This is a genomic window from Phytobacter ursingii (assembly GCF_001022135.1).
Lineage (GTDB): Bacteria > Pseudomonadota > Gammaproteobacteria > Enterobacterales > Enterobacteriaceae > Phytobacter > Phytobacter ursingii.
On sequence record NZ_CP011602.1, the window covers coordinates 2,776,918 to 2,792,573 of the forward strand.

General features: G+C 53.6%; 11 protein-coding genes. 5 read left to right on the forward strand and 6 right to left on the reverse strand.

Going from position 1 to position 15,656, the window contains the following annotated elements; genetic code table 11:
• Window positions 1-13: 13 nt before the first annotated feature.
• From rarA to lrp, 4 genes are all read right to left on the reverse strand, one after another.
• The gene (gene rarA, locus AB182_RS16605) at window positions 14-1,357 is read right to left on the reverse strand and encodes a replication-associated recombination protein RarA (RefSeq protein WP_047371064.1); all 1,344 of its coding nucleotides are present in this window, start codon (window positions 1,355-1,357) and stop codon (window positions 14-16) included.
• A gap of 9 nt (window positions 1,358-1,366) precedes the next feature.
• Window positions 1,367-1,978 (reverse strand): outer membrane lipoprotein chaperone LolA, encoded by a 612-nt coding sequence (lolA, locus tag AB182_RS16610; protein WP_047371065.1) that lies wholly within the window; start codon window positions 1,976-1,978, stop codon window positions 1,367-1,369.
• Window positions 1,979-2,097: 119 nt separating this feature from the next.
• On the reverse strand, window positions 2,098-5,769 hold the full coding sequence (locus AB182_RS16615; RefSeq protein ID WP_047371066.1) for a DNA translocase FtsK 4TM domain-containing protein: 3,672 nt from the start codon (window positions 5,767-5,769) through the stop codon (window positions 2,098-2,100).
• 110 nt (window positions 5,770-5,879) lie between these two features.
• Window positions 5,880-6,374 carry a leucine-responsive transcriptional regulator Lrp gene (gene lrp, locus AB182_RS16620; RefSeq protein ID WP_000228469.1) on the reverse strand — a complete coding sequence of 165 codons (495 nt, stop codon included), beginning with the start codon at window positions 6,372-6,374 and terminating at the stop codon, window positions 5,880-5,882.
• 553 nt (window positions 6,375-6,927) lie between these two features.
• Here lrp and trxB point away from each other — a divergent pair.
• From trxB to infA, 5 genes are all read left to right on the forward strand, one after another.
• Window positions 6,928-7,893: a thioredoxin-disulfide reductase gene (gene trxB / locus AB182_RS16625; protein WP_039078531.1), complete on the forward strand. Its 966-nt coding sequence runs from the start codon at window positions 6,928-6,930 to the stop codon at window positions 7,891-7,893.
• Between the two features lie 115 nt (window positions 7,894-8,008).
• Window positions 8,009-9,775 (forward strand): heme ABC transporter permease/ATP-binding protein CydD, encoded by a 1,767-nt coding sequence (cydD, locus tag AB182_RS16630; RefSeq protein WP_047371067.1) that lies wholly within the window; start codon window positions 8,009-8,011, stop codon window positions 9,773-9,775.
• Entirely contained in the window at window positions 9,776-11,497 is a 1,722-nt protein-coding gene (gene cydC / locus AB182_RS16635) for a heme ABC transporter ATP-binding protein/permease CydC (protein WP_047371068.1), read from the forward strand. It begins immediately after the preceding gene.
• A 111-nt stretch (window positions 11,498-11,608) separates the two neighbouring features.
• Window positions 11,609-12,310 (forward strand): leucyl/phenylalanyl-tRNA--protein transferase, encoded by a 702-nt coding sequence (aat, locus tag AB182_RS16640; RefSeq protein ID WP_047371069.1) that lies wholly within the window; start codon window positions 11,609-11,611, stop codon window positions 12,308-12,310.
• A gap of 288 nt (window positions 12,311-12,598) precedes the next feature.
• Complete coding sequence (infA, locus tag AB182_RS16645) at window positions 12,599-12,817, forward strand: translation initiation factor IF-1 (protein ID WP_001040187.1); 219 nt, start codon at window positions 12,599-12,601, stop codon at window positions 12,815-12,817.
• Window positions 12,818-12,987: 170 nt separating this feature from the next.
• On the opposite strand, the gene clpA is transcribed toward infA, so the two are convergent.
• A complete protein-coding gene (clpA, locus tag AB182_RS16650) occupies window positions 12,988-15,267 on the reverse strand; it encodes an ATP-dependent Clp protease ATP-binding subunit ClpA (protein WP_047371070.1) in 2,280 nt (759 codons plus the stop codon).
• Window positions 15,268-15,297: 30 nt separating this feature from the next.
• The gene (gene clpS, locus AB182_RS16655; RefSeq protein WP_039078526.1) at window positions 15,298-15,618 is read right to left on the reverse strand and encodes an ATP-dependent Clp protease adapter ClpS; all 321 of its coding nucleotides are present in this window, start codon (window positions 15,616-15,618) and stop codon (window positions 15,298-15,300) included.
• Window positions 15,619-15,656 lie beyond the last annotated feature (38 nt).

Genomic DNA, 15,656 nt, shown 5'->3' on the forward strand with positions numbered 1-15,656 from the left:
CGCAACGCCACTCTCAGCGATAGCGTTTTGTGGGGCTTTTATGATCCTGTTCAGCGAGCCAGGCGAGCTTTTCGCCAATCTTGCCTTCAAGGCCTCTGTTTGTCGGATGATAATAGCGTGTTTGTGCTAACTCTTCGGGGAAATATGACTCGCCAGCCGCATAGGCATTGGGTTCGTCATGGGCGTAGCGGTATTCCTGACCATATCCCATCTCTTTCATCAGTTTGGTCGGTGCATTACGTAAATGGACGGGAACATCATAATCCGGACGCTCACGTGCGTCAGCCATGGCGGCTTTAAAGGCGGTATAAACCGCATTACTTTTCGGGGCACACGCCAGGTAAACGATCGCCTGCGCAATGGCCCGCTCACCCTCAGCAGGCCCCACACGCGTGAAACAATCCCAGGCCGAAATGGCAACCTGCATCGCACGCGGATCGGCATTGCCAACATCCTCAGATGCAATGGCCAGACAGCGGCGCGCCACATACAGCGGATCACCGCCAGCGGTGATAATACGTGCATACCAGTACAACGCCGCATCCGGCGCGCTACCGCGCACCGACTTATGCAGTGCAGAGATTAAATCGTAGAAACGGTCGCCTTTGTTATCAAAACGCGCGCTACGCTCGCCCGCAATCTCCTTCAGGAGCGATGGCTGCAGGACGCGCTTACCAGAATCATCCAGCTCGGCCATGTCTGCCATCATTTCCAGCGTATTGAGCGCACGGCGCGCGTCGCCGTTGACCAGTTCCGCAATCGCGCGACGGGTTTCATCCGGCAGAGAGATATCCTGACCGCCATAGCCCCGCGCCTTATCTTCCATCGCTTGCGTTAATACTTGCTCAATATCTTCTGTAGTCAGGGATTTCAGCAGATAAACACGCGCACGGGAGAGCAAAGCGGAATTGAGTTCAAATGAGGGGTTTTCGGTGGTAGCGCCAATGAAAGTGATCGTGCCGTCTTCAATATGGGGTAAAAAGGCATCCTGCTGGCTTTTGTTAAAGCGATGGACTTCATCAACAAACAGGATCGTGCGACGCCCCGCATTGCGGTTTTGCCGTGCACGTTCAATAGCTTCGCGGATCTCTTTTACGCCTGACGTGACCGCAGAAATGCGTTCAACATCAGCACTGGCATAGCGTGCTATGACCTCTGCCAGCGTCGTTTTTCCCGTTCCGGGCGGCCCCCATAAAATCATCGAATGCAGATGACCGGTTTCAATCGCCCGAGGTAGGGGTTTACCCGGCGCCAGCAGATGTTGCTGACCTATATATTGCGCCAAATTTTCTGGCCGCATACGCGCGGCCAGTGGTTGAAACGCATTGTCGGAAAAATCGAGCGACAGATTGCTCACGCACGCCTCTTACTTACGTTGATCGTCGACCGTCACGCCTTTGGGTGGAGTAAAGGTAAACTTAGTCGCATCTACCGAGCCATTTTGCTGGGCTTTTAGCTGGTAGCTGCTTTTCTGGTCGTCCTGCTCAATCGCGCTGAACTGATGGATGGTGCCATCGCGGTCAACGTTGATGGTGAACTGTTTGAGGTTGCCATTGCTGCTTTTTGGTGTCAGGACAAAATCATCGCCGTTCTGCTGAATATTGTACTGCTGCCAGTCGCTACTCTGGTTACGCGCAATCAGCATAAAGGGGGTGTTGCTGGTGGCATCTTTCAGCCAGGTTGCCGTGGCCTGCTCAACAAACGGGTTGTAGAACCACAATGTTTTGCCATCGGAAACAAGGACACTTTCATCGGGTTGCGTCATATGCCAGTTGAACAGATTTGGACGCTTGACCCACAAATCGCCCTGACCTTCCTGCACCGCCGCACCGCTTCCATCCGTCACTTTTTGGGTAAAGCTTGCGTGGAAACTGCTCACTTTGTCCAGACGGCTTTTCAGATCGCCGGAAGCATCCGCCCACACGCTGCTCACCATAAAGCTGCCGACTAACGCACAGGTTATCGCGATTTTTTTCATTGTTTTTCCTCAAAAACGTCGCTCCCGATACGGGAGAACACTTCTGTCACTGTAAAAGCTCATCGCCACAAGTGACAGAAGAAAATACTGAATTTTTACGGCTTTACCGATCTTTGCAATCACTCAAACGGCGGGGGTGCTAACACCTCACGGTTGCCATTATGCCCCTGCTCGCTGACGATGCCCTGCGCTTCCATTTGCTCAATAATGCGGGCCGCACGGTTATAACCGATACGGAACTGACGCTGCACGCCAGAGATGGAGGCTTTGCGTTTTTCGGTGACGAAATTAACCGCCTGATCGAATAACGGATCCAGCTCTTCTCCACCGTCAAAGCCACCGCCTGCGCCCCCTTCGCTTTCGCTATCAGAGGTAATACCGTCAATATATTGCGGGCGACCGCGCGCTTTCCAGTCCTGCACCACGGCATGCACTTCCTGATCACGCACAAACGCACCATGAACACGTACCGGCATTGTCGAGTTTGGCCCTGAGTAAAGCATGTCCCCCATGCCCAGCAGCGATTCAGCCCCGCCCTGGTCGAGGATAGTTCGGGAGTCGATTTTGCTCGACACGGTAAAAGCAATACGGGTCGGGATATTGGCTTTAATCAGACCGGTGATGACGTCAACAGAGGGACGCTGTGTCGCCAGCACCAGGTGAATACCCGCGGCACGCGCTTTCTGCGCCAGGCGAGCGATCAGTTCCTCCACCTTTTTACCCACGGTCATCATCAGGTCAGCAAACTCATCTACCAGCACAACGATATACGGCAGTTTTTCCAGCACCGGATGTTCAATCGCCATGCTGTCACCCGGTTTCCAGTATGGATCGGGGATCGGGCGCCCCATTTTCGCCGCCTCGGCAATTTTTTCGTTATAACCCGCCAGATTACGCACGCCAAGCGCCGACATCAGTTTATAGCGGCGCTCCATCTCATTAACACTCCAGCGCAATGCGTTGGCGGCGTCTTTCATGTCGGTGACCACCTCCGTCAGCAAATGCGGAATCCCTTCGTACACCGAAAGTTCCAGCATTTTCGGGTCGATCATGATGAATTTCACGTCTTCCGGCTGTGCTTTATAAAGCATGCTGAGGATCATAGCGTTAACCCCAACGGATTTACCGGAACCCGTGGTCCCCGCGACTAACAGATGCGGCATCTTGGCCAGATCAGCAATCACCGGCTCACCGCCGATATCGTTGCCCAGCACGACAGTCAAGGGCGACGGGCTTTCGCGGAATTTCACACAGTCCAGCACTTCACGCAGATAGACGGTCTGACGCTTTTTGTTTGGCAACTCCAGACCAACATAAGGTTTACCTGGAATCACTTCGACAACACGAACCGCCGCAGTCGACAGTGAACGCGCAAGGTCACGCGAAAGATTAGAAATTCGCGCGGCCTTAACACCCGGCGCCAGGTTCAGCTCGAAACGTGTAATAACCGGACCCGGAGAGTAATTCACTACGTCTGCTTTGATACGGAAATCGGCCAGCCGCGCTTCTACCAGACGGGCCATCTGCTCCAGCGCAAAGGTGTCAACCGGCTCGACCTCAGCCGGAGGCGGCGTCAGGAGATCCAGGGAAGGCAGCAGCGTTGTCGGTTTGGGCAATGGGCGGCTGTCACCGTTACGCATCAACAGCGGATGAATAAGGCTTTCCTGCGGCGCAGGCGCTTGCGGTCTGGCAGTGGCAGGTTGCGCATGTACAGGTGCGGAAGGCTGTGCAGAATAATTTGCAGCGGGCTGCTGTGTTGGTGGTTCAGCCTCAGGCATCACGCCTGGCGTAAACAAGGGCTCACCTGGGCCATCATCCACCAGCGCTTTAAACGGCGAAAACGCAAAATCATCGGCCGCAAAGGCATGCGCACCTTTGGGCTGCTCACCGGCATAGCGCTGCTGCTGGCTGGCGGCAAACTGACGCGCCAGTTCAGCCTGTTCGGCCTCACTTTCATCAAGGATGGGGGCTGTCGTATCGTGCTGATACTCATCACCATAACGGTTCTGCTGACTGGTCGCGAACTGTTGTGCCAGCTCATGCTGATGCAATATATCCGCATCGTCATCATTCAGCGCACCATGTTGCTGGCGCTCTGCTTCACGCGCGCGCTCTTCCGCCATGCGCTGTGATGGCAGTTTGATGCCATAGGAAGCCAGTTCACGCCGGGTAGGTACGCGGACGCGATTCGGGCGCGGCAATTGTGGGCCAATGCCCTCTTTTACCTGTGGGCGGGCAGCACCACCATCCGCCAGGCTGAATACCGGGGCAGTAGCCATTGCCGCTGCGGCATCTTTTGCTCCCGCTGCAACAGGGGTCGCTGCTGGCATGACCCTGGATTCAACGGGCGTTGTCGGCGCGGCAGGAACAGAGGTCATCGCTGGTGGGGCTGAGCGTGTCGGTTCTTCTACCGGTTCCGGGATCGGCTGATACCAGGCGGCAAGCTGCTCACGCTCACGCGCACGCTGGGCTTCAACCTCTTCAAAATAGTAAAGCGGCGGGCGCGTCTGCTTCACCTCTTCGACCGCCTGAGGCTCAACCGCTGGCGCTGGCACGGGCTCTTCGTAAGCGGGTTCTTCGTATGGACGCTCCTGCCATGCTTGATATGCCTGCGGCTGAGGCGCAACCGGCGGTGCTTCTGGCTGCCACTCATTGTTCTGTGCTGGTGCAGCATAGTGTGAAAGTGGAACCTGTTCTGGCTCGGGCTCATATTGCGCCGCAGAGTCGGCGGGAGCGGGCTGCCATGGTGTGGTTTCTACCGGAGGCTGCACCACCGGAGCGGCTGGCGCAGCATACGCCTGTGCCGCTGTCATGGCTGCCGCGGCGGCCGAAACAGGTTCGGTTGCGCGTTGTCCGCTTAAAAGCGGATCGTAAGCATCGATATCAGACTCAGTGGCGCGATGGCCTGAAAACAGGACATCATCAACATCTGCTGCGACACCGCGTGCGCTATAGGCAATGTCCTCTTCATCATCATCCATCCTTTTTCCGGAGAATAATGCCGCGTCGGTTTTACGCCCCATTGGATTGGCGAATTTCTCCGCGACGCGCTTACGGCGGGCCAGTGCACCACGCAGAATACGGGCACGACGCGATTCGCGCGGGGCCGCGGGTTCGTCGTCGTATTCCTCTTCTTCTTCGTATTCTTCTTCATCAACCCAGGTATCGTCACGGCGCGTGCGATTACTGGCGAAAGTGAGAATACCGAGGATTATGCCGCCCAGTTTTTCAGCAATAGTCACCCAGGACCAGCCCGTAAACAGCGTTAGTCCGGCCGCCCAGACGCACAACAAGGCGATGGTGCCTCCACTGCTATGCAGTAGCGGTTGCAACGTCGTGCTCAGCAAACTACCGATGACGCCGCCAGAGGCGAAATACCAGATGTCGTCAGCATTGATGGCCGCAAGGCCGCAAGAGGTCAGGATCAACGCCAGCGCGCCAATAAGACGTAACGAAACGGCGAAATAATCGATAAAGTCTTCATTGGCACGGTGTCGATAAGCAAACCAGCAACCACCGATAATAATGACCGGCAGGGTGTAAGCCATAACGCCAAAAATGAAGAATAAGGTATCCGCAAGCCACGCACCCGGCGCGCCACCCAGATTATGTATGGGTTCATGCCATGCCGTTTGCGACCAACTGGGATCGGAAGGATTAAAACTAATGAGCGCCGCCATTAACCAGACGGCAAACAGAGAAACGAGGATCAGCAACGCCTCAAGGAGTCGACGCCCGCTGCTTAGCTTGGTTAGTGTGACTTCTTTGTCTTCTGTGTATTCCTGGCTCAAGTAAGGCTCTCCAGCTAAAACGGACAACAGCGCCGGGTAACCCCGGCACTGTTGCTGTATGGATTAACAGGAGTGTAATCAAAAAAAGCCGATTTTGCACCTGTTCCGTATTAGCGCGTCTTGATAACCAGACGATTGCTCTGTTTGACTTCTTCCATCACCACATAAGTACGGGTGTCATTCACGCCCGGCAGTCGCAGCAGGGTTTCCCCCAACAGTTTGCGATAAGCAGACATATCCGGCACGCGTGTTTTCAACAGGTAGTCGAAATCACCGGATACTAAATGACACTCTTGAATTTCTTCAAGTTTTTGTACTGCGGCGTTAAATTGCTCAAACACATCCGGTGCGCCACGATTCAGAGTAATCTCAACAAATACCAGAAGTGATGCATCCAGATAATGCGGGTTCAGCAGCGCTGTGTAGCCCTGAATGAAGCCCTGTCTTTCCAGCCTGCGCACGCGCTCAAGGCACGGCGTAGGAGAAAGTCCCACTCGTTTAGAAAGCTCGACGTTGGAAATACGCCCATCTTTTTGCAATTCGTTCAGAATATTGCGATCAATGCGGTCGAGATCTTTGCCAGGGCGCTTCTTGCTATCTACCATTATTATTGTCTCTCTGTATTCCTTCCCTACTCCTGTCTTGACCCTGCGCACTTCACTGTTCAGGGTCTTTGCCCGTCGCTTTACTCGCGGGTTGAAAATGAAAATACCGCGTGTAATCCCAGGGTCTGCATTAAGAAGTCCGTTGCCTTACGGCAGCTATCGACATCACGAATGGCGTCTGTCCACGCCATGCGTAGATTTCGCTAGCCCGGTAAAAATGGTATTTACATGCATGAATTTGCATCATGCGTGAAACACTGCTTTTTTTCTTCCTTTGATGTTTTCGCAAAAGCGCAGGGGATTGTCAAAGCAAAACATCTTTTTTTAGTACAACATGCCAGATATTCATCATCACCCTTAGGCAATACTCATTTAATCACCTTATAACGGTCCGATTTTCAGTAGAAATTGTTATATTTAGGATCTCACTCAGTGTTAAATGATTAGTGCCATCTATTACACATATCGTTAACAAAACTGTTGTGCCCTTTTTTTACGTCAGTAAATTCCCTACAATCCAGCCCCATGTCTGCCAAACAATAATGAGGATCTCATGGGTACGGCCAAACACAGTAAGCTGCTTATCCTTGGTTCAGGGCCTGCGGGATACACCGCTGCGGTCTACGCTGCGCGTGCAAACCTGGAGCCAGTATTAATTACTGGTATGGAGAAAGGCGGTCAGCTCACCACGACCACTGAGGTGGAAAACTGGCCGGGCGACCCGCACGATCTGACCGGGCCGCTCCTGATGGAGCGGATGCATGAACATGCCGCAAAATTTGATACCGAAATTCTGTTCGATCATATCAATAAGGTTGATCTGCAAAATCGTCCGTTCCGCCTTATCGGTGATAGCGGCGAATATACCTGTGACGCGTTGATTATCGCCACCGGCGCCTCCGCGCGTTATTTAGGTCTGCCTTCTGAGGAAGCATTTAAAGGCCGCGGCGTTTCTGCCTGTGCCACGTGTGATGGCTTCTTCTATCGCAATCAGAAAGTCGCGGTCATCGGTGGAGGTAACACCGCCGTTGAAGAAGCACTGTACCTGGCAAACATCGCCTCTGAGGTACATCTGATCCACCGCCGCGATTCTTTCCGCGCGGAAAAAATCCTGATTAAACGCCTGATGGACAAAGTGGCCAGCGGCAACATCGTGCTGCATACCAACCGCACCCTGGAAGAGGTGACGGGCGATCAGATGGGCGTGAGCGGTCTGCGTATTCGCGATACCGAAAATGCGGATAACATTGAATCACTCGATGTCGCCGGCCTGTTTGTCGCTATTGGTCACAGCCCGAACACTGCCATTTTTGATGGTCAGCTGGAACTGGAAAATGGTTACATCAAAGTGCAGTCCGGTATTCATGGCAACGCCACCCAGACCAGTATTCCAGGCGTTTTCGCTGCAGGTGACGTGATGGATCATATTTACCGTCAGGCGATCACCTCAGCCGGTACCGGCTGTATGGCGGCGCTGGATGCTGAACGCTACCTCGATGGGTTAGCGCAAAGTAAATAAACGTTACAACTCAGTAACAAAGGTAAATAAGGCGACTATAAGTCGCCTTTATTTTTGCGTCGATGTAACATTGCGAAGCTCAAAAATTTCGATAACTTTACCTGCAAAGCGCGCAATGAATAAAACCCGTCAACAAGAGTTAACCCGCTGGCTAAAACAGCAAAGTGTCATTTCCCGTCGCTGGCTTATGATGTCCCGCCTGCTGGGCGTGGTCAGTGGCGTTCTTATCGTTGCCCAGGCCTGGATACTCGCCAAAATCCTGAATCATATGATTATGGAAAATATCCCGCGCGAAGCATTGCTGCTGCCTTTTGCTTTGTTGGTGCTGATTTTTGTTTTACGCAGTTGGGTCGTCTGGTTGCGGGAGCGCGTCGGTTTTCATGCTGGCGTACACATCCGTTTCGAAATACGCCGCCAGGTGCTCGACAGGCTCCAGCAAGCCGGTCCAGCCTGGATTCAGGGTAAACCCGCAGGCAGTTGGGCTACGCTTATCCTTGAGCAAATTGACGATATGCATGATTTTTATGCGCGTTATCTGCCGCAAATGGCGCTGGCCGCCAGCGTGCCGTTGCTGATTGTCATTACTCTCTTTCCGATTAATTGGGCCGCCGCCCTGATTTTGCTGGCAACCGCCCCTCTTATTCCGATCTTCATGGCGATGGTGGGGATGGGCGCGGCCGATGCGAACCGACGCAATTTCAAAGCACTGGCGCGTCTGAGCGGCCATTTCCTTGACCGCTTACGCGGTATGGAAACGCTGCGTATCTTCGATCGTGGCGCAGCGGAAACGGAAAATATTCGTCAGGCCTCCGAGGATTTTCGCAGCCGTACGATGGAAGTCCTGCGTATGGCGTTCCTCTCCTCCGGTGTACTGGAGTTTTTCACCTCCTTGTCCATTGCCCTGGTGGCGGTCTATTTTGGTTTCTCTTACCTGGGCGAACTCAATTTTGGTCATTACGGCACAGGCGTAACGCTGTTTGCCGGTTTCCTGGCCCTGATTCTGGCACCAGAGTTCTTCCAGCCGCTGCGCGATCTGGGGACATTCTACCACGCGAAAGCCCAGGCTATTGGTGCCGCTGACAGCCTGAAAACTTTTATGGAAGCTCCGCTTTCCCATCCGCAGCGTGGTGATATCACGCTAAAAGCGGATGAGGCGATAAGCATTACGGCGGAAGACCTGGTTATCAAATCGCCAGAAGGCAGCATACTTGCCGGACCACTGAATTTTACGCTGCCAGCCGGGCAGCGCGTGGTGCTGGTGGGAAAAAGCGGCTCCGGTAAGAGTTCGCTGGTGAATGCGCTTTCCGGATTCCTGTCCTATGACGGTTCCTTGCGGGTGAACGGCATTGAACTGCGAGACGTGAATCCGGATAGCTGGCGCCAGCTTATCAGTTGGGTCGGGCAAAACCCGCAGCTTCCGGCCACCACATTACGGGAAAATATCCTCCTGTCACGCCCGGATGCCAGCGCCGCTGAATTACAGGCCGTGTTGGATAAAGCCTGGGTGAGCGAATTTTTACCGCTGTTACCCCAGGGGCTGGAGACAGCTTGTGGCGATCAGGGAACGCGTCTGTCCGTAGGCCAGGCCCAGCGTGTTGCCGTTGCCCGCGCTCTGCTTAACCGATGCCAGTTACTGATGCTGGATGAACCCGCCGCAAGTCTCGACGCGCACAGTGAACAGCGCGTGATGCAAGCACTTAATGACGCGTCCCTGAACCAGACAACGCTGATGGTGACGCACCAGCCAGAAGGGCTGGCTGACTGGAGCGCAATCTGGGTCATGGATGATGGAAAGATCATCGAACAAGGGACTTTCGCGGAACTCTCCGCTGCGCGGGGTGCCTTTGCCGCGCTCCTCGCCCATCGCCAGGAGGACATTTAAATGCGCGCACTTCTGCCCTATCTCGCTTTGTATAAACGCCACTTCTGGTTGCTGTTACTGGGTGTGATCCTCGCGATTGTTACACTGCTGGCCAGTATCGGCCTGCTGACCTTGTCCGGGTGGTTTTTATCTGCCTCAGCGGTGGTCGGTGCCGCCGGACTTTACAGTTTTAATTACATGCTCCCGGCAGCGGGAGTCCGCGGTGCCGCAATTACCCGTACTGCCGGGCGCTATTTTGAGCGGCTGGTCAGTCACGACGCGACATTCCGCGTGCTGCAACATTTGCGCGTCACCACATTCAGCAAGTTGTTGCCGCTTTCTCCTGCCGGCCTGTCACGTTTTCGCCAGGGTGAGTTACTTAATCGCGTGGTTGCAGATGTCGACACGCTTGACCACTTGTATCTGCGCGTCATCTCGCCTCTGGTCGGCGCACTCGTTGTGATTGCCGTGGTTACCGTGGGGCTCAGCGTACTGGACGTCTCACTGGCGCTGATGTTGGGTGGCATTATGCTGGCCACGCTGATTATCCTGCCGCCGCTCTTTTATCGTGCCGGGAAACCCACCGGCGAAAGTCTGACGCAGCTTCGCGGGCAATACCGCCAGCAATTAACCACCTGGCTGCAGGGTCAAGCTGAACTCGCAATTTTCGGTGCCAGCCAGCGCTACCGCGAACAGATGGAAAATACAGAATTGAGCTGGCATGACGCCCAGCGCCGTCAGTCCGATCTGACCGCTGCGTCCCAGGCTGTGATGTTACTGATTGGTGCGCTTGCCGTGCTGACTATGCTGTGGTTTGCCTCAGGCAGCGTAGGTGATAACACTCAGCCAGGCGCGCTTATCGCCCTTTTCGTGTTCTGTGCTTTAGCTGCTTTCGAAGCACTGGCCCCGGTCACAGGTGCATTCCAGCATCTTGGACAGGTTATCGCCTCAGCGGTACGTATTACGCAAATTACCGACTGCCCTCCCGAAGTACAGTTTCCCCAGTCCCCAATGATGGTGCCTGCAGCGGTCAATGTACGCCTGCAGGAGATCTCATTTAGCTATCCTGAGCAACCGCAAAAGGCGCTCAATGGCATTAATCTGTCTATCAGCGCTGGCGAACATGTTGCCGTGCTGGGGCGCACAGGTTGCGGTAAATCAACGCTGCTTCAGTTGTTGACGCGTGCCTGGGATCCACAGCACGGGGAAGTATTGCTCAACGAAGTGCCGCTTACGCACTATAGTGAAACGGCGCTACGTGCGAGTATCAGCATGGTACCGCAGCGTGTACATCTGTTCAGCGCAACGCTGCGCGATAATCTGTTGCTGGCCGCCCCTCAGGCAAGTGATGAAGTCCTGACTGAGGTACTTAACCGTACGGGTCTTGAGAAATTACTTGATGACAGCGGCCTGAATGCCTGGCTGGGTGAAGGCGGTCGTCAACTGTCCGGCGGCGAACTTCGCCGTCTGGCTATCGCACGGGCGTTATTACACGATGCGCCGCTGGTCCTGCTGGATGAGCCGACCGAAGGGCTTGATGCCGCCACTGAGAGCCAAATTCTTGAGTTGCTTGAAGAAGTGATGCAGGGAAAAACGGTGCTCATGGTGACACATCGCCTGCGCGGACTGAGTCGATTTGATCAGATAATTGTGATGGACAACGGACAAATAATTGAGCAAGGTAATCACGCAGCGTTAATGGCAAAACAGGGTCGATACTACCAGTTTAAGCAACGTCTGTAGTCGATGTATGTCGTCCTTTTCAGCCTCCCTTCATGGGAAGATGCTAAAGTGCTGTGCTGGAAGTGACGATATATATGGGGTATTCCTTGTTGCGTTGTGGAGCGTTGTGTCATGCGCCTGGTCCAGCTGTCTCGTCATACCTTAGCGTTCCCCTCGCCGGAAGCGGCGCTGCGTGAACCAAATGGCTTGTTGGCACTCGGCGGGGATCTTAGCCCTGCCCGTCTACTGATAGCATACCAGCGCGGCATCTTTCCGTGGTTCTCGCCTGGCGATCCCATTCTCTGGTGGTCGCCGGACCCACGTGCCGTGCTGTGGCCCGCAGAGTTTCATGTCAGTCGTAGTATGAAACGTTTTCACAAGTCCTCCCCCTATCGCGTTACGATCAATCATGCCTTTGGGCGGGTAATCGACGGTTGTACAGAAGATCGCGATGAGGGAACCTGGATAACACCGGACGTGGTGCTCGCTTATCACCGTCTGCATGAGCTGGGATATGCCCATTCAATTGAGGTCTGGGAGAAGGATGAACTGGTCGGTGGCATGTACGGCGTGTCGCAGGGAACACTGTTTTGCGGCGAGTCGATGTTCAGCCGCCGTGTTAACGCATCCAAAACCGCGTTGATGGTATTCAGCCATGCCTTCGCTCGCGATGGTGGTCAACTGATTGATTGTCAGGTGCTGAACGCCCATACAGCCTCGCTTGGAGCAGTGGAAATCCCGCGACGCGAGTACCTTGAATGGCTTAGAGAGCTACGCCTGCAAAAGCTTCCGTCCCATTTCTGGGTCCCCAGGGAACTGTTTTTACCCGCCTGATGAATGTTTTCGGCACATTTTTTATCAGGGTGTTATAATGGACGCTCAGAGCAGCTTCTGCCTGTTACCCCGCCACCATTCGGGAAAGCTTGTATCAGGGACGTCCTTCATTTCCTTCTTCGTTCCCCTTTACACGTTGCGCTTATTGCGTGCCGTGAGTGTGGCGTGAGGGTAATGCGCAAAAGCCGCTTTGCTGCGTTTTATCGCACAAATCTTTACTTAACAGACGAACTTCGGCATTATCTTGCCGGTTCAAAAAAATATGGTAGTGATACCCCCGAGGATTAGATGGCCAAAGAAGACAATATTGAAATGCAGGGCACCGTTCTGGAAACGTTGCCTAATACTATGTTCCGCGTAGAACTGGAAAACGGTCACGTGGTCACTGCGCATATCTCCGGTAAAATGCGTAAAAACTACATCCGCATTCTGACGGGCGACAAAGTGACAGTTGAGCTGACCCCGTACGACCTGAGCAAAGGCCGCATTGTCTTCCGTAGCCGTTAATTGTTGACGCACGCACGTGCAAGAATTTGAGAGCCGGACGCGCAGTCCGGCTTTTTTCGTTTCTGAATACGATGCGCCCCACTTTATTGGGATGTAGCCAACATCAACGTCAGTATGTTGCGCATAAAAAAACCGGACATCAGTCCGGTTTTTTATTTCAGGCGGTAAGATTAATGTGCTGCTTCCGGTTTATGCTTCTGCGCGCTCTGGAAGTCATATTTCAGCTCATCTTTCTCTTTGTCCAGCGTTACCGTCACCTGGCCACCATCAACCAATAAACCAAACAGCAATTCATTAGCGAGCGGTTTTTTCAGGTTATCCTGGATAACGCGTCCCATTGGACGAGCCCCCATCGCGCGGTCATAGCCTTTTTCTGCCAGCCAGTTGCGGGCATCCTGGCTAACTTCCAGCGACACGCCTTTCTGATCCAACTGCACCTGGAGCTCGACGATAAATTTGTCGACCACCTGATGAATAACCTCAGTCGACAAGTGATCGAACCAGATAATGTTGTCCAGACGGTTACGAAATTCCGGCGTAAAGATCTTTTTGATCTCTTCCATCGCATCGGTGCTGTTATCCTGGTGGATAAGACCGATGGATTTACGCTCGGTTTCACGTACGCCGGCGTTGGTGGTCATCACCAGCACCACATTGCGGAAATCCGCCTTGCGCCCGTTGTTATCGGTCAGCGTACCGTTATCCATGACCTGCAACAGCAGGTTAAAGACATCCGGATGTGCTTTCTCGATTTCATCAAGCAGCAGCACCGCATGAGGATGTTTAATGACCGCATCCGTCAGTAAGCCGCCCTGATCAAAGCCGACATATCCCGGAGGTGCACCAATCAAACGGCTGACCGTATGACGTTCCATATATTCGGACATATCAAAACGCAGCAGTTCGATGCCCAGGGCTTTAGAAAGCTGGACCGTCACTTCGGTTTTCCCGACCCCGGTAGGACCGGCGAACAGGAAAGAACCGACCGGCTTATGCTCATGGCCCAGCCCCGCACGGCTCATCTTAATGGCTTCGGTTAATGCCTCAATGGCTTTATCCTGTCCAAAGACCAGCATTTTCAGGCGATCGCCGAGATTTTTCAGCGTATCGCGATCGCTTTGCGACACGCTTTTCTCAGGAATACGCGCGATGCGGGCTACCACCGATTCAATATCCGCCACGTTGATGGTTTTTTTACGCTTGCTGACGGGCATCAGTCGTGCACGCGCGCCTGCTTCGTCAATCACATCAATCGCTTTATCCGGCAGATGACGATCGTTAATGTATTTCACCGCCAGCTCCACCGCCGCACGCACCGCTTTCGCGGTATAACGCACATCATGGTGTGCTTCGTATTTCGGTTTCAGCCCATTGATAATCTGCACGGTCTCTTCGACAGAAGGTTCAGTAATATCAATTTTCTGGAAACGACGCGCCAGCGCGCGGTCTTTCTCAAAAATGTTGCTGAATTCCTGATACGTCGTCGACCCCATCACGCGAATCTTACCGCTGGAGAGCAACGGTTTGATCAGGTTAGCGGCATCCACCTGTCCACCTGACGCGGCACCCGCACCGATGATGGTGTGGATTTCGTCGATAAACAGAATGCTGTTGCTGTCCTGCTCAAGCTGCTTCAACAGCGCTTTGAAACGTTTTTCAAAGTCACCGCGGTATTTTGTCCCAGCCAGCAGAGAACCGATATCCAGCGAATAGACAGTGCAGTCAGCCATAATTTCAGGCACATCACCCTGCACAATACGCCATGCCAGACCTTCGGCAATGGCCGTCTTACCGACACCGGATTCCCCTACCAACAGCGGGTTATTTTTACGACGACGACAAAGAACCTGGACAGTACGCTCAAGCTCTTTGTCACGCCCAATCAACGGATCAATTCCGCCGACGCGAGCAAGCTGATTGAGATTGGTGGTGAAGTTTTCCATACGTTCCTCCCCGCCTGCTTGCTCTTCATTATTCGCCTGACTGCTTGAATCAGAAGAGGATTGTCCCGGCTCGTCTTTGCGTGTGCCGTGAGAGATGAAGTTAACCACGTCAAGGCGGCTCACTTCATGTTTGCGCAACAGATAAGCCGCTTGCGACTCCTGCTCGCTGAAAATGGCAACCAGCACGTTCGCCCCGGAGACTTTGCTACGGCCGGAGGACTGAACATGAAACACCGCGCGCTGTAAGACACGCTGAAAGCTGAGCGTCGGTTGGGTATCGCGCTCCTCTTCACTCATCGGCAGGACGGGTGTGGTTTGTTCGATGAAGGCTTCGAGTTCCTGTCGCAACGCCACCAGGTCCACAGAACACGCTTCCAGCGCTTCGCGGGCCGAGGGGTTACTGAGCAAGGCCAGTAACAGGTGTTCGACGGTCATAAACTCATGTCGGTGCTCACGCGCTCTGGCGAAAGCCATGTTTAAACTGAGTTCCAGTTCTTGATTGAGCATTGGCACCTCCCCCAAGTTTTATGCCTGCATTCAGGCTCTTTCCAGCGTACACAACAACGGATGTTCGTTTTCCCTGGCATATTTATTTACCATCGACACCTTCGTTTCCGCGACTTCTGCGGTGAAAACACCACAAATTGCCTTTCCACGATAGTGCACAGTAAGCATCAGTTGCGTTGCACGTTCTACATCATAAGAAAAGAACTTTTGTAGCACGTCAATAACAAATTCCATTGGCGTGTAATCATCGTTCATTAACATAACTTTATACATGGATGGCGGCTTTAGCGCGTCACGCAGTTTTTCATCCGCCAGGTGGTCAAAATCCAGCCAGTTATTGGTCTTGCCCATCGTCAGTTTTCATCTTAGGTTACAGGTTCCGACCCAAA